Here is a 20,472-nt window from a genome sequence, read left to right on the forward strand (position 1 = left end):
CACCATGCTGGCCCCCAAACGGAGCAGATCCGACCTGGTGGTGCGGCCGGCGGCCAACCAGGACCGGGCGCTTCGCCTCACGGAGCGGGCGCGCCTGCTGGAACGCCGCTACGGCGGTTATGACAGCGAGCGCGTTCTGGCCGCCGCGATCAACGACGTTTTCCCAGGCCGTATCGCCGTGGTCTCCTCCTTCGGCGCCGAATCCGCCGTCCTGCTGGACCTGGTGGCCCGGGTCGCCCCGGCGACCCCGGTGATCTTTCTGGAGACAGGCAAGCACTTTCCCGAGACCCTGGCCTACCGCGATACCCTGGTGGAACGGCTTGGCCTCACCGACCTGCGTTCGGTGGCGCCCGCCGCCGAGGACCTCGCCTGGGCCGATGCCGACGGCACGCTGTGGAAGCGCAATCCCGATCTCTGCTGCCGCCTGCGCAAGGTGCTGCCGCTGGAGCGCGCGTTGAGCGGCTTTTCCGCCTGGATCAACGGGCGCAAGCGCTTCCAGGGCGCCCAGCGCAGCGCGATCCCGATCTTCGAGGCGGCGGAGAGCCGGATCAAGGTGAACCCCCTGGCAAGCTGGGATCCGGCCCGAATCCAGGACGCCTTCAGGGTGCGCGGCCTGCCGGCCCATCCCCTGGCCACAGCAGGCTTCAGCTCCATCGGCTGCGCACCCTGTACGACCCAGGGCGGCGGCGAGGCCGGCTCGCGCAGCGGCCGCTGGCAGGGCCAGGAGAAGACCGAGTGCGGCATCCACAATGCCCCCTGGGCTGGCCGCCCCCGCGGCATCGGCGTTAAGCGCGTTTCTTAACCCTGCTGGCCCCTGCGGGCCCCGCCGCGGCCATGTCACAAATTTCGCCCCGCCACCCTGACGGGTGGCCCCGCCGGAGCATCGCCCAGTAATGATCGCCGGCCCGCCCGGCAAGCGAAGGACTCGTGGCCCCGGCCGGCAATAAACGGTGCCATATCTTCGGTTTTGCATTCGCGAAATCGAATGTAATCGGCAGGCACTCCCTTAGAATTCACGGCGCCACTAATGGCTATTTCTAAATAATAATACCCAGATATCACTACCATTTTGGTCAACATCAAGGACCAGGCAATTTTATTTCGTGCGAATAGCAAGTTCTTTCAAAATATATTCAGTATAAATAGTTAATTTTCCTTAACTTTAGTGCAAATTTATCTAAAAATTCAGACGAAAGTTCTTGATATCCGGTATTAAGATTGTGTAAACCTTTATGAGCGGCTAAAGCGTATGTCGGAAGTGTTAAGCCCGAGCGGCCCCTGAAGGGGCCACCCAGGGGGGCCCGCCACGGAAGACAGGACAAGGACGCGGGCCGCAGTGAGTTCACAGGGATCTAAAAGACTGATGCGGCAGTTTGAAGACACACACGCCCCCCAGGGGGCTCAGTTGGGACGCCGGTTCGCGCAAGCGCGCCGCGGCCTGCTGAGGCTGCGGATCAGGCTGGGCCTGACGCGCCGGGGTATCTCGAGCGCCGCCCTGACCTCTGCGCTCAGCGCCCCCATGGCCTGCGTGATCGCCGGCACGGCGCTCGCCTTCGTCGGCACCAGCGACCGGGTGAACAGCGCCTGGCTGCGGATCGGCGCCGAGAGCTTCGTTCCGGTGGACATCAAGCACGTCGACGCGGACCATCTCTACATCCGCCAGGTCGGCATCACCCCGCTGGACCTGGAAAACCACATCGCGGCGACCTTTACGCCGAACCCGGAGAAGCTCCAGGAAGAGCTGACCTGCCTGGCGCAGAACATCTATTTCGAAGCGCGCAACGAACCCCTGGAAGGGAAGCTGGCGGTCGCCCATGTGGTGATGAACCGCGTTGCCTCGCGTTACTATCCGGAATCGGTCTGCGGGGTGATCCACGACGGCAAAGAGCAGGGCCTGCACAAGTGTCAGTTCTCCTGGTACTGCGACGGCAAAGCCGACGAGGTGAACGACGCCCGGGCCTGGGAGGAGAGCCTGCATCTGGCCGGCCAGGTTTTCTGGGGCAGCGTCAGCGACAACTCCGGCGGCGCGCTCTGGTACCACGCGGACTATGTGAAGCCGCGCTGGCGCACGGCCTTCGCTCGCGGGCCGAAGTACGGCCGCCACATCTTCTATTCACGCAAGGCCAAGCTGGCACCGACCCAGGTGGCTCAGAGCCAGTAGCGCCCCCGTCCGGCAAAGCGCCCAAGCGGGCAAACGAAAAGGGCTGCGTCACGGCGCAGCCCTGTTGCATTCCGGCGAGGGTCCTTAGAGGCGGTGCGCGCGCCCGGTCAGAAGCGCTTCCACGAGCCGGTACTGTTCGTCGGATAGCTCGATGAAGCGCCCGCCGAAGACACCGTCCTCCGCCACCTCGCGTTCGATCTCGGCGTCGAGCCGCAGTTGCCGGCCGTCGTCCAGCCAGATGTCCAGCTTGGTGCGGTGGCCCACGGGAAGGCTCAGAGGCGTCGGTAGCGTGGGGTCGATGGCCGCGCCGAAGCTGACCACGGAAAGGTCGACCAGCGAAACCGCCTGCCCTTCGATCTCCGCCGAGAGGTCGAACGGACGGCGCCGGTCGCGGCGGCGGTCCATGGGTTTGACGCTGATGTTGCGGTTCACATCCGGCCTCGATGACTGGTTCTGCAAAGCGGATTCGCCCGCCTCCGGGCGAAGCGCAAGCAGCCTAGCCAGCCTTGGTATAGAAAGGGTTACCGCCCACTTTGCCCAATGGACGCGTCAGCTCAGGAGGTGGCGCGCGACCTTTCCCGTGGGCGTCAACGGCAGGTTGGACTGGAACTGCAGAAGGCCCGGGCACTTGCCGTCGGGAAGCTCCCGGGAGAGCCAGCCGAGCAGGTCTTCGGCGTCCAGCGAACAGCCCTCCTTCAGTTCCACGAAGGTCTTCGCCTCCTGGCCCAGGTAGTCGTCCGGCACGCCGATCACCGCCGCCTCGCGGACGGCGGGATGGTCCTTCAGCACCGCCTCCACCTCGGCGGGATAGATGTGCTCCTCGCCGCGCAGGATCTTGTCGTCGACCCGCCCCAGCACCTCGAGGCCGCCGCGCTCGTCGAAGCGGCCGATGTCGCCGGTGCGGAACCAGCCGCCGCGCAGACGCTTGCGGGTCTCGTCCGGCAGGTTCAAGTAGCGCTTCATCACGCCGGGGCTGCGCACGAGGATCTCGCCCTGGTCGTAAAGCCCGGCCTCGCGTCCCGCCTCGTCCATCAGCTTCACCTCGACCCCGGGCACCACACGGCCGACCATGGTCGAGCGCGTCAGCTTCGTCGCGTCGCCCCAGGCAACGATGGAGGAGACTTCGGTAAGGCCGTAGCCCGGCACGATCTCCAGGCCGAAGCGGTTGCGGAAGGCCTCCGCCAGTTCCGCCTGCAGCGGTGCCCCGCCGGTCGCGCAGAGCCGCAGGCTGCGGCGCACCGCCTGGGTGTCGACGCCGTCGGCGCGCTCCAGCATGTACTGGTAGAAGATCGGCATGTGGACGAAGTAGGTCACCGCATGCTCGACGATCAGGCGCCAGATCAAGGCCGGATCGAAGCCGTCGACCAGCACCATGGTCTCACCGTTCAGAACGGCGAGATTGAGACCGCAGATCTGCCCCATGACATGGAACAGCGGCGTCGATACCAGACGCACCGCCGTGGCGTCGCGGTCCGCCAGGGCAGAGTTGATCATCACCATGGACGCCAGGTTGGCCTGGGTGAGTTCGACGCCCTTGGGCCGGCCGGTGGAGCCGGAAGTATAGAGCAACACCGCCGTGTCCTCGGCGCCGTAACCATGGCTGTGGCAGCTCTCCGACTGTCCCTCCATGAGGTCCGAGAGGGCCGGATAGCCGGCGATGGTGGACGCTGCTGCGATCTCCGAGGGGATGATCCAGACTTTATCGCAGATGCCCGCTTCGGCTGCCGCGGGCAGGGCCTGGTCGGCGTAGGCGCGGTCGCCGCGGCCGTCGAAGGTGAGCAGCGCTTCGGCCCCCGAATCCCGCAGTTGAAAGGCGATGTCGCGCTGCCGCAGGGTAGTGCTCAGCACCACCGCCAAGGCGCCGATCTTGAGAATGCCGTAGTAGGCGGCGAGAAAACCCGGGCGGTTGCTGCACGCCAGGGCGATGCGGCTGCCCGGGCCGAAACCGCGGGCGCGCAGGCCATTGGCGACCTGATTGGCCTGGCTCAGCACCGCCGCATAGCTGATGTGCCTGCCATCAAAGACCAAGGCCGTGGATTGGGGTGCGCGAGCCGCCGTCGCGTCCAGGAAGAAAGCGACATTCAACATGGCAAGTCTCCTCCAGAGCGTACTTGATCAGAACGTCATCGCCCGGCCGTCTGTGGCCGGGGGCGGTAGATCCAGATCGTCATCAGCAGGGCCATCAGCGCCAGGGCGGCGCCGGAGAGGTAAGGCCAGCCGCTGCCCAGGCTGCCGAGGGCGAAGCCGCCCCAGACCGGACCCACGATCCGTGCGGCGCTCAGCACGGCATGGTTCAGCCCCATGGCCGTCCCCTGAATGGACGGCGGGGCCGCCTTCGAGAGCAGCGCCTGCAGGCAGGAAAGGCTCGTGGCGATGCCGCCACCCAGCAGCATCAGGGCGATGGCGATGGCCAGGTCGCTCGGCCAGACGACGAAGAGCGACATGCCGAGCCCCATGGAAAGGGCCGCCCCGGCCGCCACCACCTCTTCGCCGAGGCGGTGGCAGAGCACAGGGATGAGGACCCAGAGGCTGAACAGCGCCGCGATGCCCGCGCACATGAAGGCCAGCGCCACGTCCGCCGCCCCCCAGGCGAGGATCCGCGCCGACCAGAGCCCCAGCGTGGTCTCCATGGACGCATAGGCAAAGGCCAAGACCGCCATCACCGCGATGGGGCCCAGGCAGAGCGGCGCAGCAATGACGCTGGCGGGATCGTGGACCACCAGCCTTTGGACAGGCGCCGGGCGCCGGGCCTCCCGCAACAGGGCGGCGGCCAGGATCACCGCGAGGACGGCAAAGCCGGCCGCGCCCAGGGCCCCGGCCCGATAGTCCGTGCCCTCCGGCCCCAGCAGCCACTCGCGCCCCAGCAGCGGGCCGATGATGAAGGCGATGGCAAAGGCCGAATTGACATTGGCCATGCCCCAGACACGGCGCCGGTCGCAGGTCGAGTCCGCCATCAGCGCCTGGATGACCGGGATCGCCGCGTTGCTGACACCGGCCAGCGCGCGCGCGGCGAAGAGCCAGAGAAGCGAGTCGGCATAGGCCAGCATCAGATAGGCGAAGGGCGCCGTGGCAAGCGCCAGGCAGGTGACGCCGCGGCGGCCGAAGCGGTCGCTGAGCCGTCCCAGCGCCGGGGCCAGCAGCAGCACCATGGCCGTGTCGGTGACCAGGATCAGCGACACCTGGATGGGACTGGCGCCCAGGGCCAGGGCCTGGAACGGCAAGGCTGGATAAACGATCCCAAGACCGATCAGATAGACCAGGGTAACGACGACCGCTCCGGCCATGGTCTCAGCTTTCGCGCAGCGGCACGAGCTGCATCGTCAGCCCGCTGGGGCGCAGTGTGATCATCGGTTCCGGCTTGACCTCCTGGCCGGACAGCAGATGGAGATCGAAGTTCTGCACGATGCCGACCATGGCGATCAGCGATTCGAGGATCGCGAAGCGCTCGCCCAGACAGCTCCGCGGTCCGTCGCTGAAGGGGAAGTAGGCGAAGCGCCGGCGCGGGTCACCGGTCTCGGGATCGAAGCGGCCCGGATCGAAACCTTCCGGGTTGTCCCAGAGTTCCGGGCGGCGATGCACGGCAAACATGTTCATCATGACGTTGGTGCCAGCGGGGATATCCAGCTCGCCGATGCGGTCATCGGCCACCGCCGTGCGCGAAAAGGTCCACAAGGGGGGATAGAGCCGCAGCGCTTCGTCGAGCACGCAGCGCGTATAGGTCAGCTTCGACAGATCGGCGAAATCGGGCGCGCGGCCGCCCAGAACGCTTTCCACCTCCGCCTTCACGCGCCGGCGCGATTCCGGGTGCAGCGACAGGAGGTACCAGGTCCAGGCCAGTCCGTTGGCCGTCGTTTCGTGCCCGGCGAGGATCATCGACAGCACCTGATCTCGGAGCGCCTTGTCCGAACGGCCGTTCTGATTGGCCATCATCAGGTCGAGAAGATCGCCCTCCGACTCTGGATCATGCTCGGCAGACCGGGCGGCGGCGCGGCGCCGGGCGATGAGGCCGTAGACGAAGTCGTCGAGGCTCGCCAGAGCGTCCTTTACGGCGCGGTTGTTGGCCGTCGGCAGCCAGCGCGGCAGGACGAAGGGGGACCAGATCCGCCTCTCGGCATCGCGCAGGACCCGGGTCATGGCAACATAGACCTGTTCGTGCTCGCCCTGCAGATGCACCGAAAAGAGCGTGCGCATGACGATGTCCAGGGTCAGGCGCATCATCTCCGGCACCACATCGAGCGGTGCCTCCACCGCCGCCTGCTTCCGCCAGCGCGCCAGCATCTCGTCGACCGCCGTCTGCATGGCCTCGGTCATGCGCCGCAGTTGGCAGCCCTGGAACCCGCGCGCGGCGGTCTTGCGCTGATGCAGCCAGTCGTCGCCCTCGGCGAGGAAGATGCCTTCGCCCAGCACCGAGCGCATCATGTCGTAGAACTTGCTCTTCTCGTAGTTCAGCCGGTTGTCCTGCAGAACGTGGCGGATCATTGCCGGATCGTTCAGCATGACCACCCGGTCCGGCCCGAACCGCAGGGTCACGGCACCGCCGTGCTGCCGCGCGACACGGGTGAAGAAGCGCAAGGGGTCGCGGCGCAATGCCGGCAACACCCCGACCAGGGGCCAGCCTTTGAGTTCCGGCGGCCGCTCGCCGCCTTGCAGATGGTCGAGCGTAGAAAACTCTTGGACAGCCAGACTCATGGCTTCCCCCTCCGTTCCAGTGGCAGTGTTTCCCGGCCCGTGGCCTGCCGGATCAAGCCACGGGCGGCCGGCAGCCTAGTGGCGCTGTTGCATCGGCACTTCGGCGACGCCAGAAAGCCGGGCCGAGCCCTTTTGTTCGACCTGGGCCACCGACTTCTCGGTCAGGGCGATCGAGTCCGACACGGCCTCGGCGGCAACGCCGATCAGATGCGCGGCGAACGAAAGCCCGGTGCGCTTGGCTTCGATTCGCAGGTAGTCCAGGCAGCGCTTGATGGCCTCGGCGTCCTGCAGGGGGTCGCAAAGCTTCAACTCGATCGGCTTTTTCTCTTCGCTCATAACTTTCTCCTCGTTGATGTGATCTGCCTCTTCCCGGCCTAGGCGACTGCCGGCTGATCCAGAAAGAAGGCATTGCGAATGACGGATCCCTGAATGCCGGCGGTGGACCGCAGGCTGGCCAGGGTTGCGTGGTTCATGTCGAAGTGCCCGGCGAAGGCGATTTCGCCGTCGATGCACACGGGGCACGTCTGTTGCTTCGGGGGACAGCCGAGGCGCGGCAGTAGCCGCTCCATGCGGGCGTCGTAGACGGTGATCAGCTCGCGGATGCCCATGGCGATGCAGGTTTCGGTCACCGCGCAGAGCAGCTCGCTGCTCACCCGCCCCCGGTTTCCCCTACCCTCGACCGCGAAGCGGCTGCCTTCCCAGATCAAGGGGTGGTAGGGGGCCCTCTCACCTTCCAGAAGCTCCGGGAAAACGTCCCGCAGCATGTAGGGGCCGGTGGTCGGCAAGAATCGCCAGCTGCCGAGCACCCGCTCCTCCGGATCCATGGCCAAGAGGTAAATCGGGTAGAGATTGTCGAAGGAGTCCCGCTCTTCGCCGTCCGAAACCGCCACGTCCCACCCCAACCTCTGCCGGAACACGCGGCAGCGCTGGCGAAACATCTGGCTCAGCGCCCCGGCGTACTCCGCATAGAGATCTGGGGTAACGACGTCGATCACAGGCCGACCCTCTCGCAATCCGATCTACCGGCGATTGGACTGCGGAAGGGGCTGCCTGACAGCCCCCCAGAACTGGGGGGCCACGGCCGGACGACGCCGGCGACGGCATCGTCGTCAGTGTAAAAACTTCAAATTTTTCAGGGAACTAGGGGATAATGTGACCCAGCAGGATCGCTTTGACCACCGCGTGATGCTTGGAGAAGACCCCGAGCTTGCGCATGGTGTTCTTGAGGTGAAAGAGCACCGTTTCCTCGGAAATCGCCAGGATCTGGCCAACTTCCCAGGCGGTCTTGCCGCGGGCGGTCCACCGCAGGCAGTCGCGCTCGCGGTCGGTCAGCCGCACCCGCTCTTCCAGCGGAACATCGTGGGAGAGGCGCAGGAAGGCCTCGTGTGTCTGGGCCGCGATCCAGGTCAAGTCCTGGCAGCTCTTCTGGTAGGCGTCTTCGAATTCGGCCTGGGTGCCGCTGGTCGAGACGTTGAGGGTGGAAAGGCCGCTTTCAGGCCCGTGGATCGGAATGGTCGCACCCTTGGTCAGACCGAAATCGCCGGCCTCGTTGAAGACCTTCCGCTGGCCGTTGCTCAGATCGTTGCGGGTGCTGACATCCCGCCAGGTGAACGGCAGGATCGTCGCGGTCGCCGCCTGGAAGGTGGGATCCACGTCGCCGTAACCGCGCGAGAGATAGTGCTCGACCCAGTCGTCCGGATAGCTCGCCAAGAACTCATGAACGACCTGGCCGTCGGGGGAGGACTGAGGCACGAAAGAGCGGATGCGCTTGCCCAGGGGCGGGCGCACATGAACGTATGAATACTGGTCGAACCCAAGGTTTTCCAAGGTGTCCTGCAGGCCGGCACCGATCTCGGAAATGCTGCCGACGCCGGCAAGGGCATCGACATAGCGTTCGACCAGCGGATTCACGAGAAGTAGGGCCGCCGCAGGGCAACCCTCCCTGTGGCAGCGGTCAGGCTGCGGCCCGGTCTGTCATCGAAGAAAGATCCGTCGGAGGGAGCAGGTCCGACGAAATCAAAAGGAGGGGTACCGCGGTGAGGAAGTGCCCGAAGACGGCTCACCCGCGGATGCAGTTCGGTGTATCCTACCGCTCTTGCCAGCTCCCCCTAGCCCTCCATCTGGCCAACCGCCGTCTACCCGTCGGACGCGCGGCCCAAGGTCTTCAGCAAGGATAGCACTTCCGCCCGCACCTTGGAGTCAGGAATTCTATAGTATGAACTGATGAGTTGCAGCGTCTCGCGCTGGTTGGTGAAATCGGGGTCGGAGGAATGAATGTGGGCGCCCGCACCGTTGCCGGCATCTGCGCCGGAGGACGAGGCCTCACTCTCGGACTCCACGCCCTCGAAGAAATAGGTAACGGGCACATTCAGGATGCGCGAAAGCTCGTAGAGCTTGCTCGCAGAAATCCGGTTCGCACCGCGTTCGTACTTTTGAATCTGCTGAAATGTCAGGCCGAGCGCGTTGGCAAGCTTCTCTTGAGAATACCCTAGAAATACACGCCGAAGCCTAACGCGTCCGCCGACATGAACGTCAACGGGATGTGCCTGTCTGGCTTTCCCCGCTGGTTGATGAGCAAGCATCATTTCACCCTACTATTCAGTGATTCCGTGACCCCGCGATGATTATATTCGATAGCCGGGGGAAACGACAAAGGAAAATCTCTCGCAAAGATGGTAAAAATTTGTCTCTAGGTTTGCATATATGTGGAACTATCGACAAACGCGGGTTAACCGACTGATTCTGTAAGTAATAGTGGAAACTTATACTATTCCGTCAATTTATTTCACTTAGACAACCTTAAAGCGAGTAGCGGTTGTATTCGCCCTGGAAACGCCGCCGCCACAGGAGGTGAAAGTGGGGCCTGGGGCGGCGGTCGTGGCTGCCGTCCGCAGGCGGATTATCGATGCGGGAAGGAGAGTGCGGCAGGGCCCGGCCAACAGGACACGCGCGCTTATCGGACAGGTGAACGCGCGCGCCGTCAGTCACCGATCGGCGGAGAGACCACCCGCAACACCTTCGCCGGGGTGGGCCAGCGCAGAACGAAGCGGGTTCCGACCTGAAGGTCGTCGTCCTCGATGGTGATATCGCCGTTCATGGAGCGGGCAGCGGAGCGGGCCACCGACATACCCAGGCCGGCGCCCTGGACGGCGACCGTAGACGCCCCGCGCCAATAGGGCTCAAAGACCGCTTCGCGCATCTCTTTGGGAATCCCGGGGCCGAAATCGCGCACCGAAATCTGGTAGCTGTCCTCGACCAGCGACAGCTCGACTTCAACACTTGGGGCGCCTTGCGAATACTTGATCGCATTCTGAAAGAGATTGGACAGGATCGTGTGGAGCATCACCGGCTGGCATCCCTCCGCCGGCAGGGCAATTCGGTCGCTCAGCTTCAGGGTCTGGCGGGCGCGCAGCGCCAGGGATGCCTCCCGCCAGACCGCGGAGCAGAGGTCGGCCAGATTGACCGCCTCGCCCTCGCGGGTCTTGCCCGGTGCATCGACGCGGCCAACCAGGAGCACATCGTCCACAAGGTTCGAAAGCGCGGACACGCCCTCGCGAATGGTCTCGGTTTCCTCGCGCCACTCCGCCTGGCTGAGTTTCTCGCCGCGGCGCTCCAGCATGTCCGCCGCCGACCTGATCGCCTGCAGCGGCGTCCTGAACTCATGAGAGACCATCGAGACGAAGCGTGACTTGTCCTCGCGCCGCTGGCGTTCGTGGTCGAGGGACAGGGCCAGGCGCCCTTCGTGGACGACCAGTGCATCGACCCTGCGGATCGTGAGCACCATCAGCACGAGCAGGATCAGCAAGGCCAGGATCAGCAGTGGCGCGCCGCGCCACAGCAGATCGTCACCCGGCCGCCGTTCCTGCCAGACCACATGGCCGACGGGGACTCCGTCGAGCCCCATAACCTGATGACCGGCAAGACCAGGGTCGGGTGGCGAATCGACGAACTTGGGCATCTCCAGCAGGCTGCCGAGGCTTGAGGCGGCGAAGAAGTCGTTGGCCAGAGGGCGGGTGAAGACGACGACCGAAGCGTCCTCAGGGGCCGGCGGATCTCCCACCTGCTCGAAGGGGGCGACGATGCTGGCGGCGATCACCTCCAACTGACCGTTCAAGGAGATGAACCCGGCCTCCGGGACCGCGTCGATGGTCCGGCCCTGGCGGGCCGCGTCGAGCAGCGTGGAAACGTTGGGCGGCAGCCGATCGAAAATCGGCACATCGGTCGGCCTGCCGTCGACGAAGGCGATCTTGGTTTCGTTGTCGGGGCCAACCACCCAGAGGCAGCGGATGCCAAAGGCCTCCAGCAGATAGGCGCCCAGCTCTTCACTGGCCCAGCGCTCGTCAAGCTCCTGATCGAGGACATAGATGACCTCGTCCCACCAGGCATAGTCGATCACCAGGGTGCGAAAAGCAGCGCGCCGGGCTTCGAGGGTCGAGGTGACAAGCATCACCTCGGTCTCGGCCTGGCGGCGGTTGAGGGCGTCGGCGCTCCAATAGAGCACCGCCACCATGGCCACCAGCGTCAGGATCACCAGCATCAGGATCGGCAACAGCAGGCCGCGGCGCCGATGCGCCACCAGGCGGCGCGTCTTGTCGACGCGCAGTGTCCGATTGTCCGCGCTTGTGGTTGCCGTCATTCGCCGCTTGCCGTCACGCCGCCGAATCCCCTCCGCCGGCCTCAGGAGCGCCCCCGACTGGGTAGCCCCCTCGATTCGCTCAGTCCATACCACCTTTCCGTCTAAGTGGCGCCACTATAGTTGCTAAATTGTGAACGACACAGCACGTCAATCGCGAAATTGCACCCAGAATACCCGCAATGCGGCAAAATCCTTCGACTAGTATCGAGATTCGTAGACTCAATCTCAAATTACGCGAAACTTGAGTTCAAACTCTCCCTTTGCGTGAGGTCTCGCGTTTTTGATCCGCACAGCGGCGCCGTCTTCGGCCGGACCTGAACCAAACAACCGCCGGGAGAACGTTGCCGCGAAGCAGCCTTGCGGGAATGGCAGTGGAACGCCGGGCGCCGATTGGTATAAGGTCCGCATCGACGTCGCCGCGCAAATGGTACACTCTGGCCAACGCAGCATCCCGAGCATCACCGTCGTCCAACCACGTTCCCGCCATTTCGGCGAGACCCTTTTGCTGCCGTACCGCCCGGGCTTCGAACCGGAGCGGCCCGGCGTCGGATGACGGAGGCGCTTCGTTGAGGCCCGCGTGAACTGACTCTGTAAGGTTCGTTTATGAAGCCTACGGCGATTCAGGATTCTTCCGAAAGGCTCGATCTTCTGCTGTCTCGATGCAGCCTGGGAGACCAATCCGCCTTCGCCGAACTCTACGAGGCCACGGCGGCGAAACTCTTTGGTGTTGCCTTTCGTATATTGAAACGTGAGGCCTGGGCGGAGGAGGCTCTGCAAGAGGCCTACATGAAGATCTGGCGCTATGCGGACAGCTACAATCCGGGTCGGGGGCGGCCGATGACCTGGATGATCAATGTCGTACGCAACCAGTCGCTGGATCTCCTGAGGAAAGCCGACTATCGCGCCGCTGAAGAGGAGTGGAGTCCTGAAAAGGACGCGCGCATGAGCGGCGACAACCCGGCAGCGATGGCCGAGACCAGCCAGGAATTGCAGCGCCTGATGGCCTGTCTTTCCGGGCTGAGCGAAGAGCAGCGCGACTGCATCCTGCTCTCCTACCATCAGGGCTATACGCCGAGCGAGGTCGCGGCCCGGATCGAGCGTCCGGTCGGGACCGTGAAGACCTGGATCCGCAGGGGCTTGATCAAGGTCAGGGAGTGCTTGGACCAATGAGGTACGACGACCCAGAACTGCAGGAAGCGCTGGCCGGCGAATATGTCGTCGGCGCCTTGCAGGGTCCGGCCAGGCGGCGCTTCGAAGCGCTGATGCGCACGCGCCCCGCTCTGCGCCGGCGGGTCGAGGCCTGGGAGGACCGCCTGACCTCGCTGGCCGAGGAAACACCGCCACGCGAACCCCCTGCCCGCGTCCTGCGCGCACTCAGGCAGCGCATCAATCCGCAGAATGAAAGCGAACGCTCGAGCTTCTGGCACAGTCTCGCGTTCTGGCGGCCCTTCGGCGCCGCCGCGGCGGTCCTCGTCGTCCTGGTCGGCGGCTATGCCGGCTTCATCCTTTCCCAGCCGGGCCCGGCACCGCAGGTGGCGGAAACCGCGCCACAGCAGGTCCTGCCCAGCTATGTCGCCGTCCTGGCAGACGATGGCGAAGAACCGGTGCTGGTCGTCACGGCCTACAAGGGCCCCTGGCGGCTTTCGGTGAAGCCGCTGCGCAGCCTGAGTGCCTACGAGGGCAAGGCCTTCCAGATCTGGGCGGTCGAGCGCGGCAAGGGAACCACCCGCCCGCTGCTGCAGGTGGCCGGCGGCGACAGCCCGACCATCCCGCTGGACCAGGCCGGGTGGGACGCGGTCAAGACCTCGGAGTCGCTGGTGGTGACCCTGGAAGCCAGCGGCGCGGCGCCGGCAGCGCCAACCGGCCCGGTTCTTTTCTCGGGACCCTGCATTAATCTCTGGGAGGCCAGCGACACCTGAGCACGGCGCGCGGAACGCCGGGCGTCGCTACACGTCCGACCAGAGCCGCATCAGGTTGGCGTGGGTCTTGCTCAGGAGATCGAACTCCTGGGTCTTGCCCTTTTCCTGAAACAGGCCGCGCCGGACCCGGTCGATGTCGTAAAGGACCTCGCGCTGCTCGGCGGAGCGGACGATGCTCTGAATCCAGGTCACCGCCACGTCGCGCCGTCCCCGGGTGACCTCCGCCACCCGGTGCAGGGTGGTGGAGGGATAGAAGACCGCCGAGCCAGCGGGCAGCTTGTAGGTCAACTCGCTGCCGCCCATCGCCATCACCAGCTCGCCGCCGTCATAGTCCTCCGGCGCGTTCAGGAACAGGGTCATCGAAACGTCGCTGCGCGCCAATTGCCCGCGCCCCATGATGGCGTCGTCGATGTGGGCGCCGTAGGACATGCCCTCGCGGTAGCGGCTGAACAGGATCGGGCGGAAATGGCTGGGCATCACTGCCAGGGCAACGGTGGCATTTGCCTGCAGCGCCTCCAGCACCAGCTTGCGGGCCTCCTGCGTTTTGGGGTTCCGGCCGTCGGACTGCTCGTTGGCCTTCACCAGCTTGGCGTGCCAGCCGGCGGTCTTGCGCCCGTCGATGAACTCGACGTCATCGAGCAGGCCCTTCAGTTGGGCGAGCCGCTCGCCCGCCAGAAGGTTATCCACGGTCAGAATCATGGCGAGAGCTATAGCATGCCCCGAACCCTCCGGCCCAGGCATGATCAGGCACGAGGCAGCCCCGCCTCGATTTACCGAAGCGCCGTCAGGTGATTGTCCCAGGCAAGGCCCTCGGCGCCATCGTCCCGCAGGGTCAGGGTCGCGCCGCGTCGCACATCGTGGATCAAGAGCTGACCGCGGCCGCTGGAAATGAGAAAGCGCCCGGTACCACCGGCGGGCGCCAGGCCGCAACCGTCCGCGACCGCAAGGGACGAGAGGTGGCGCTGTTCCGCCGTCGACCAGACGGTGACCAGGCCGCCCCGCGGGGCCGAGACCGCCAGGTAGGCGCCACTGCCGTCCACGGCGGCACTGCCGCAGTAGTGGCGCATGCGCCTCAGAACCTCTTGGGATGGCGCGGCCAGCGCGATTTCCCCCTCGCCCCGCTGGAAGCCGACCAGCGGCACCAGCCGGTCGCGCGGACCTTCGTTCTGCAAGGCGAGACAGACAAGGCCGTCGGCAGCGACCGCCAGATGACGGATCGAAAGCTTGTGGAATTCGGCCGGCAACGCGTGGCGATGCAGCAGCGCGCCGCCGTGGCTATCGATGTAGGCGAGGTTGGGCGCCATGCTGTCGAGGTTCAGCTTGCGCCGCCCGCTCTCAGGGTGGGTGCGGATGCCGCCATTCGCGACGACAAGCTGCCGTCCATCCGCCAGCAGGGTCAATTCATGCGGACCCACGCCATGGGATGGCAACTCCCCCGCGCGCCGATAGCCCGACGCCGCATCGTAGACCCCGATGACCCCGCGGCCCGCGGCGAAATCGTTCTCGCTGGCAAAGAGCCAACGCCCGTCCCGGCTGAACACCCCGTGGCCGTAGAAGTGGCGGGACGGCAGCGCCGCGATGCGTCGGGTGACTGCGCCTTCTGCCGCATCCACCACCAGCGCGAAGCGGCCGGGCCGGCGCGCCAGAATCACAAGCTCCCCGGATCCTGGACGCCAAGCCGCGCCGTGGCCGCGGGCGCTCAGCGGCAGACGCGCACAGTCGCGCCCCCGGGCATCGACGATGCGCGCGAAGTAGCCGCCGTCGCGGTCGCCACCGGCGCCGATGAACGCGGGCCTGGACGGCCCCGCATCGGCGTTGGCAAAAGCCGCCCGCGGGATGAGCGGCAGCCCCAGGGCCGCGCGCAGCAGGCTGCGGCGGTCAATCCCCGTCAAAGCTGTTGAACCCCAGCGGCAGATCGAGGGCTTGCGACATTGGACCGCTCACCAGGTCCAGGAGGCCGCGCACCTCCTGCCGCAGCGCGTCGAGCCGCTGCCAGCCGTCCGGCTGGTCCAAAGCCGCCATGAGAGACTCCGGCAAGGCTGTGAGTTTTTCCTCCGCCCGCTCGAACCCGGCCACCATCCGCGCGTCGATTTCGGAACCGCCCGGCTGACCTCGGACGAGCGCAGCGATGCCGCCGGAGCCGCCCGCATAGAGCGCCTCGGCCGCTGCGAGGTTGATCCTAACGTTGCGCAGGGAGCGGGCGCTGCGCCAGGACTCGGCGCGTTTGGGCTTTGCGGCTTTCTGGGATTTCCCCAGCGGCCGGTCGAGCTTGAAGTCCGCCACCAGCAACAGCGCCGAGCGCAGGGCCTTCACCAGTTCCAGCGACGCTTCCTTGGCATCGAGGTAGTGCGCATTGCCCCCGGGAGGCACCCGCAATACCGCGGCATAGGCGGAAGGGCCGTCGCGCCAATCGGCCAGCAGGCCGCCGGCGATGTCCTTGAGGTTGGCACCGATACGCAGGGCGACCTGACAGGCGAAGGCGGGATCGCTGCCCATCGGCAGCGCGAAGAGCAGACGCTCCAGCGCCGGCAGTCCCTGGACGGCCACCGAGCCCTTGGCAAATCGGTCCGGCTCCAAGACCGCCGGATCGGCTTCGGACAGCAGCCGGCCGAGATGCCGGCCGGTCCTGCCGCGCTTGTCCGGCCAGAACTGCACGCGGTCGGCGCGCAGGAAGAGTTCGCTGGGCCCGAACCGCAAATGCTGAACCGCCATCCAGCCGTCCGTCATCCCGTGATAGGCCTCGCGGCTCGCCGGGTCGTTGAGGGCGCCATCGGCACAGTCTCGGCGCAGCGCTTCATCCAGGCCTTCGCCGGCAGCGGCAAAGGCCGCATAGCGCGGCACAAGATGGGCATCTACAGCCCCGTCGTTGAGCGTCGCAAAGTCCTCCATGGACGGGGCCGCGGAGGCCGGCGTGCCCTGCCCGCAAACAAGCACCGCGCAGGCCAGAAGTCCAAGACCGATCCCTACGACCTTCGCTTTCATGGCTCTCCCTTTCCGCCTAGAGCGAGTTCAGGAACGCCAGGAGGGCTTCCCGCTGGTCGCGCGGCATGGCTTTCACTTGCTCCATTGCCGCCTCGGCTTCCCCGCCGTGCCAGAGGATCGCCTCCAGCAGGTTGCGGGCGCGGCCGTCATGCAGGAATTGGCTGTGGCCGTTGACCGTCTCCGTCAGACCGATCCCCCAGAGCGGCGGCGTGCGCCACTCGCGTCCGCTGGCCCGTCCCTCCGGGCGGCCGTCGGCCAGCCCCTCGCCCATGTCATGCAGCAGGAGGTCGCTGTAGGGCCAGATCAGTTGGAAGGACTGCTCGGCCCCCAGGCTGTCGCGCCGGGTGACGAACTTCGGCCTGTGGCAGGCGATGCAGCCGCTCTCGTAGAACAGCCTCTTGCCCTCCAGGACCTGCGGATCCTCGGGGTTGCGCCGCGCCGGCACTGCCAGATTGCGGCTGTAGAAGGTGATGAGGCGCATCATCTCCGCCGAGGCTTCCAGGTCGTCGTGTCGCGGACTGTTTCCGTGGGGCGCCTCGATGCAGGCCTCCTGGCGCAGCGTGCAGTCGCCGGCGGGCGCCGGGGCCAGGGGCGCAGAGAGGCCGATGTCACCGTTGATGGCATGGGTGCCTTGCTGCAGCAGGCTGGGTTCGCCCGCCTTCCAGCCGAAACGGCCGAGGGCGACCGCCTCGCGCTCCTTGTCCCAGACCCGGCTGATGCGCCCGGAGATGCCGTCGCCGTCACGGTCGTCGGGGTCGGCCCAGGCGACGATGTCGTCCTCGGCGATGGCTTCCAGAAGGCCAAGCCCGATCATCGGCGGCGCCACCCGGGGCGACAGCAGAACGTCGGGGTGCAGCGGTCCATAGCCCAGATCGGTGACGCTGTAGTGCGGCTTGCGCAGACTCACCGCGGTGCCGTCCCCCAGAATGATCTCCTGCTCCTCGTAGCGGATGTGCATCTTGCCTTCCGCCGCATGGCCCTGGATCGCCAGGTCCTGGAGCTGGCCGCCGTAGGTCGGTTCGGGAATGACGTTCTGGCGGTGGCTTGCCAGTGCCGCCCGATCCGCCTCGGTCTGGGGGGGGATGCTGAGGCGCAGGAACATCGAGACCGCTGAATCGCCCGGCCAGTTGGCCACCGGCGGGTGGCCGCGGCCGTCCTTCAGGTGGCAGCGCTGGCAGGAGCGGGCGTTGAACAGAGGCCCCAGGCCATCGGCGGAGTCCGTCGAGGCCGGCGACGACACCCAGAGCCGGCGGAAGAGGGCATTGCCGAGTTTGAAATCCAGCTCCCGCTCGAAGGTCATGTTGCCCGAACTCTGGGAAAAGGCGTTGGAGTCCAGGCTGCGCTTCTTGGAGGTGGCCGCGCCGGCCGGAAGCAACTCGAAGGGCTCGGCACGGCTGAAGTCCTCGGTGGGCCGCGTCACCTCAGCGATGCGCGCGGCCTCTTCAGGCGTCGGGCCGGCAAGCGAAGCCGCAGAACCGAACACAACAAAAAAACAGGAAAACAGGGATAGGGCACGTCTGATCATCGTTGGAATCCTCAGCCGCCGCCGTCCCTACCCCAGCCCGGCGGCGGCCTTTCTCTGTGGCTTACTGGAACACCGCCTGCGGATTGTCGAGGCTGTCGGAGCCCTCGAAGGCGATCTGACTCAAGCCCAGAGAGGCGACCGCCCGCTCGATGGACTTGGTCTGCGTGGTCAGGGACTGCACCACGGTTTCGATCACCGCGTTACCCGCGTCATTGCCTTCACTGATCATCTGATCGTAGGCCTCGACAGACTTGGCGCGGTCCACCATGGCCTGCATCGCGACCCGGCTGGCCCCCAGCCTTTCCTTCATCTCCGCGTCCACCGCGGCATCCGTCGCGGCCACCAGTTCGGAGAGGCTGGGCCCCGTCACCAGGCTGCCGTCGACCCGCTTATAGCGGCCGAGATAGACGTTGATGATGCCCACCTGATTGTAGAAGTGGGAGTAGTGGGTGTTGTCGCTGAAGCAGTCATGCTCCTCCTCGGGATCGTGGAGCATGAGCCCGAGCTTGATCCGTTCGCCGGCCAGCTCGCCGTAGGAGAGCGAGCCCATGCCGGTGAGCACGGTGGTGAGGCCGGCATTGGCATTGCCGGTCAAGAGGCCCTTACGCGCCGGCCCGTTGTCCGCCCAGAGCGCCACCATCTCCTCCAGGTCGTCGATCAACAGATCGGTGGCCGCCTTCAGGTACTCGGCCCGGCGGTCGCAGTTGCCGTTGGTGCAGTTCGCCGTATCGAAGTCGCTGGCCGGACGGTCGCCGGCGCCCGGGCCGGTGCCGTTCAGATCCTGGCCCCAGAGCAGGAACTCGATGGCGTGGTAGCCGGTGGCCACGTTGGCCTCGACCTCCTCGGCCTCATGCAGCACCTCCGACAGCAGGGTCTTGGTGATGGAAGAGGCATCGACCATGGAGCCGCTCACCTTCAGCGAGGTGTTGGCGACCACGTTGGCCGTGTAGATGGGGTTCTCGTCGGACTCATTGCCGTAGCTGGCGGTCTCGACGTAGTCGATCAGCCCCTCGTCCAGCGGCCAGGCATTGACCTTGCCCTCCCAGTCGTCGACCACGGCATTGCCGAAGCGATAGACCTCCGTCTGCTGATAGGGCACCCGCGCGGCGATCCAGGCCGCCCGCGCCGCTTTGAGAGTCTGGGTGCTGGGATTGGCGACCAGGGCATCGACCGCCTGCTGCAAGGTCCGCGCGGTGATCAGGGAATCCTCATAGCCGGCATGGGCAATGTCGGAGTAGGTCTCCAGCACCGCCAGCTTGTTTGCATGCCCATCCGCAAGCGCGGCCGCCGGCAGCAAAGCGACGCACGCGGTCAAGGTAAATTTTCCTATTCTGTTCATCAGACTATCCCCTCTCTTCGTCGATTCCATCGCCGCATGGCAGGCAAAACGGTCGCCGTGACGCGAATGCGTCTCACTCGCGTAGACTGGCCGGAAAGCGCTCCATGACAGGGTCCCCCGGGCCAAGCTTCGCCTCAAATCCCGCGTGAGAGGGCGATCTTACACGCAGATCCGCAATTGACAATCATTATCATTCTCATCATATTGCGGGGAGGAGGAGCTGATGTACGTTTGTGTCTGTAACGGCTATCGCGACGGCGAAATCCGCGAAGTGGCGGAAAGCGGGGTCCGCTGCGCGCGCGAAGCCTATCTGACGCTGGGCAACGGCCCCTGCTGCGGGACCTGCCTGCCCCATGCCCAGGGCATCGTCGACGCGGTCCATGACGATGCGGATCGCCCTGCCGCGGAGAACGATCCCGCACAGCGCCCGCCTACGCTCCTCGCCGCGGAATAGCGCTCCGGTCGCCCGATGTACCTCTGGCGAAATCTTCCCGAAGGCCAGCTTGCGGCGGTGCTGGAGTGGATCTTCTTCCGCCGGCGCTTTGCAAAGGAAACCAGGGCGACCATCGCCTCAGCCGAAAGGTCCCGGGAAAAGCCTGATAAGCTGAGAGAGCTTCCGCCCGAACGGCCTTAGCCTCCCCTTCGGTCCGGCCGCCGTCCCTTTGCAGAAATCCCTATGAGCTCTCTTCGTGGCCGCTGTGGTGCTGCACGAAATTCTGCAGGCCCATCTTGTCGATGAGGCCGAGATTGGTCTCCAGCCAATCCACGTGCTCTTCTTCTGACTCGAGGATGTCGACGAAGATCTCCCGGGAGACGTAGTCGCTGACCGACTCGCAATGGGCAATCGCCTCGCGCAGATCGGGGATTGCCGCCATCTCGAGCTTCAGGTCGCACTCCAGGATCTCCTTGACGTCCTCGCCGATCAGCAGCTTACCCAGATCCTGGAGGTTCGGCAGGCCTTCGAGGAACAGGATGCGCTCGATCAGCTTGTCGGCATGCTTCATCTCGTCGATGGACTCGTGGTACTCGTACTCGCCGAGCCGCGTAAGGCCCCAGTCCTTCAGCATCCGCGAGTGCAGGAAATACTGGTTGATGGCCGTCAGCTCATTCTTGAGCACCCGGTTCAGGTGTTCGATGACCGTCTTGTCGCCCTTCATCGGCTGATCTCTCCGCGAATCGTTCCTCGTTCACTAAGAACACCATCCTAGTGACCGCCCTCTG

20 protein-coding genes are annotated in these 20,472 nt (G+C 65.6%); 5 read left to right on the top strand and 15 right to left on the bottom strand.

The annotated features are described in order from the left end of the window. Positions 1-4: 4 nt before the first annotated feature. Entirely contained in the window at positions 5-802 is a 798-nt protein-coding gene (locus tag Q0996_RS13345) for a phosphoadenylyl-sulfate reductase (RefSeq protein WP_299620350.1), read from the top strand. 603 nt (positions 803-1,405) lie between these two features. Next, positions 1,406-2,161 carry a cell wall hydrolase gene (locus tag Q0996_RS13350; RefSeq protein WP_299620353.1) on the top strand — a complete coding sequence of 252 codons (756 nt, stop codon included), beginning with the start codon at positions 1,406-1,408 and terminating at the stop codon, positions 2,159-2,161. A gap of 84 nt (positions 2,162-2,245) precedes the next feature. Here the strand turns inward: Q0996_RS13350 and Q0996_RS13355 are convergent, their stop codons facing one another. The 9 genes from Q0996_RS13355 to Q0996_RS13395 all read right to left on the bottom strand — a co-directional run bounded on the left by Q0996_RS13355 (position 2,246) and on the right by Q0996_RS13395 (position 11,486). After that, positions 2,246-2,593, bottom strand: a complete 348-nt coding sequence (locus tag Q0996_RS13355; RefSeq protein ID WP_299620356.1) for a hypothetical protein — start codon at positions 2,591-2,593, stop codon at positions 2,246-2,248. A 117-nt stretch (positions 2,594-2,710) separates the two neighbouring features. Beyond that, positions 2,711-4,249 carry a class I adenylate-forming enzyme family protein gene (locus Q0996_RS13360; protein ID WP_299620359.1) on the bottom strand — a complete coding sequence of 513 codons (1,539 nt, stop codon included), beginning with the start codon at positions 4,247-4,249 and terminating at the stop codon, positions 2,711-2,713. Positions 4,250-4,284: 35 nt separating this feature from the next. Beyond that, complete coding sequence (locus tag Q0996_RS13365) at positions 4,285-5,445, bottom strand: MFS transporter (RefSeq protein ID WP_299620362.1); 1,161 nt, start codon at positions 5,443-5,445, stop codon at positions 4,285-4,287. A 4-nt stretch (positions 5,446-5,449) separates the two neighbouring features. Further along, entirely contained in the window at positions 5,450-6,850 is a 1,401-nt protein-coding gene (locus tag Q0996_RS13370; RefSeq protein ID WP_299620365.1) for a cytochrome P450, read from the bottom strand. Between the two features lie 75 nt (positions 6,851-6,925). Then, positions 6,926-7,186: a hypothetical protein gene (locus Q0996_RS13375; protein WP_299620368.1), complete on the bottom strand. Its 261-nt coding sequence runs from the start codon at positions 7,184-7,186 to the stop codon at positions 6,926-6,928. A gap of 38 nt (positions 7,187-7,224) precedes the next feature. Beyond that, positions 7,225-7,845, bottom strand: coding sequence for an acyl-homoserine-lactone synthase (locus tag Q0996_RS13380; protein ID WP_299620371.1), 621 nt, complete (start codon positions 7,843-7,845; stop codon positions 7,225-7,227). Between the two features lie 145 nt (positions 7,846-7,990). Further along, entirely contained in the window at positions 7,991-8,761 is a 771-nt protein-coding gene (locus Q0996_RS13385) for a LuxR family transcriptional regulator (protein WP_299620374.1), read from the bottom strand. 224 nt (positions 8,762-8,985) lie between these two features. Next, the gene (locus tag Q0996_RS13390; protein ID WP_299620377.1) at positions 8,986-9,432 is read right to left on the bottom strand and encodes a helix-turn-helix domain-containing protein; all 447 of its coding nucleotides are present in this window, start codon (positions 9,430-9,432) and stop codon (positions 8,986-8,988) included. Between the two features lie 398 nt (positions 9,433-9,830). Next, positions 9,831-11,486, bottom strand: a complete 1,656-nt coding sequence (locus Q0996_RS13395) for an ATP-binding protein (RefSeq protein ID WP_299620380.1) — start codon at positions 11,484-11,486, stop codon at positions 9,831-9,833. Between the two features lie 603 nt (positions 11,487-12,089). Between Q0996_RS13395 and Q0996_RS13400 the strand changes: the two genes are divergently transcribed. Then, positions 12,090-12,656, top strand: a complete 567-nt coding sequence (locus tag Q0996_RS13400) for a sigma-70 family RNA polymerase sigma factor (protein WP_299620383.1) — start codon at positions 12,090-12,092, stop codon at positions 12,654-12,656. Beyond that, on the top strand, positions 12,653-13,405 hold the full coding sequence (locus tag Q0996_RS13405; protein ID WP_299620385.1) for an anti-sigma factor: 753 nt from the start codon (positions 12,653-12,655) through the stop codon (positions 13,403-13,405). The genes Q0996_RS13400 and Q0996_RS13405 overlap by 4 nt, the downstream gene beginning before the upstream one ends. A 27-nt stretch (positions 13,406-13,432) precedes the next feature. On the opposite strand, the gene Q0996_RS13410 is transcribed toward Q0996_RS13405, so the two are convergent. From Q0996_RS13410 to Q0996_RS13430, 5 genes are all read right to left on the bottom strand, one after another. After that, positions 13,433-14,092 (bottom strand): Fe2+-dependent dioxygenase, encoded by a 660-nt coding sequence (locus tag Q0996_RS13410; protein WP_299620388.1) that lies wholly within the window; start codon positions 14,090-14,092, stop codon positions 13,433-13,435. 83 nt (positions 14,093-14,175) lie between these two features. Further along, positions 14,176-15,297 carry a DUF1513 domain-containing protein gene (locus tag Q0996_RS13415; protein ID WP_299620391.1) on the bottom strand — a complete coding sequence of 374 codons (1,122 nt, stop codon included), beginning with the start codon at positions 15,295-15,297 and terminating at the stop codon, positions 14,176-14,178. Then, the gene (locus Q0996_RS13420; protein ID WP_299620394.1) at positions 15,284-16,387 is read right to left on the bottom strand and encodes an imelysin family protein; all 1,104 of its coding nucleotides are present in this window, start codon (positions 16,385-16,387) and stop codon (positions 15,284-15,286) included. Before Q0996_RS13420 ends, Q0996_RS13415 begins: the two co-directional genes overlap by 14 nt. A 16-nt stretch (positions 16,388-16,403) precedes the next feature. Continuing rightward, complete coding sequence (locus Q0996_RS13425) at positions 16,404-17,912, bottom strand: di-heme oxidoredictase family protein (RefSeq protein WP_299620397.1); 1,509 nt, start codon at positions 17,910-17,912, stop codon at positions 16,404-16,406. A 61-nt stretch (positions 17,913-17,973) separates the two neighbouring features. Beyond that, the gene (locus tag Q0996_RS13430; protein ID WP_322096708.1) at positions 17,974-19,227 is read right to left on the bottom strand and encodes an imelysin family protein; all 1,254 of its coding nucleotides are present in this window, start codon (positions 19,225-19,227) and stop codon (positions 17,974-17,976) included. A gap of 247 nt (positions 19,228-19,474) precedes the next feature. On the opposite strand from Q0996_RS13430, the gene Q0996_RS13435 reads away from it, so the two are divergent. Then, a complete protein-coding gene (locus Q0996_RS13435; RefSeq protein ID WP_299620400.1) occupies positions 19,475-19,705 on the top strand; it encodes a bacterioferritin-associated ferredoxin in 231 nt (76 codons plus the stop codon). A gap of 220 nt (positions 19,706-19,925) precedes the next feature. Here Q0996_RS13435 and bfr read toward each other — a convergent pair whose 3' ends face one another. Then, complete coding sequence (gene bfr / locus Q0996_RS13440; protein ID WP_299620403.1) at positions 19,926-20,408, bottom strand: bacterioferritin; 483 nt, start codon at positions 20,406-20,408, stop codon at positions 19,926-19,928. Positions 20,409-20,472 lie beyond the last annotated feature (64 nt).

The organism is Pelagibius sp., assembly GCF_028289705.1.
GTDB lineage: Bacteria > Pseudomonadota > Alphaproteobacteria > Kiloniellales > Kiloniellaceae > Pelagibius.

Coding starts and splice junctions, on each gene's coding strand:
- Q0996_RS13390 (WP_299620377.1), bottom strand. CDS start 9,432: ATGCTTGCTCATCAACCAGCGGGGAAAGCCAGACAGGCACATCCCGTT.
- Q0996_RS13360 (WP_299620359.1), bottom strand. CDS start 4,249: ATGTTGAATGTCGCTTTCTTCCTGGACGCGACGGCGGCTCGCGCACCC.
- Q0996_RS13365 (WP_299620362.1), bottom strand. CDS start 5,445: ATGGCCGGAGCGGTCGTCGTTACCCTGGTCTATCTGATCGGTCTTGGG.
- Q0996_RS13420 (WP_299620394.1), bottom strand. CDS start 16,387: ATGAAAGCGAAGGTCGTAGGGATCGGTCTTGGACTTCTGGCCTGCGCG.
- Q0996_RS13405 (WP_299620385.1), top strand. CDS start 12,653: ATGAGGTACGACGACCCAGAACTGCAGGAAGCGCTGGCCGGCGAATAT.
- Q0996_RS13425 (WP_299620397.1), bottom strand. CDS start 17,912: ATGATCAGACGTGCCCTATCCCTGTTTTCCTGTTTTTTTGTTGTGTTC.
- Q0996_RS13345 (WP_299620350.1), top strand. CDS start 5: ATGCTGGCCCCCAAACGGAGCAGATCCGACCTGGTGGTGCGGCCGGCG.
- Q0996_RS13375 (WP_299620368.1), bottom strand. CDS start 7,186: ATGAGCGAAGAGAAAAAGCCGATCGAGTTGAAGCTTTGCGACCCCCTG.
- Q0996_RS13400 (WP_299620383.1), top strand. CDS start 12,090: ATGAAGCCTACGGCGATTCAGGATTCTTCCGAAAGGCTCGATCTTCTG.
- bfr (WP_299620403.1), bottom strand. CDS start 20,408: ATGAAGGGCGACAAGACGGTCATCGAACACCTGAACCGGGTGCTCAAG.
- Q0996_RS13395 (WP_299620380.1), bottom strand. CDS start 11,486: ATGACGGCAACCACAAGCGCGGACAATCGGACACTGCGCGTCGACAAG.
- Q0996_RS13370 (WP_299620365.1), bottom strand. CDS start 6,850: ATGAGTCTGGCTGTCCAAGAGTTTTCTACGCTCGACCATCTGCAAGGC.
- Q0996_RS13435 (WP_299620400.1), top strand. CDS start 19,475: ATGTACGTTTGTGTCTGTAACGGCTATCGCGACGGCGAAATCCGCGAA.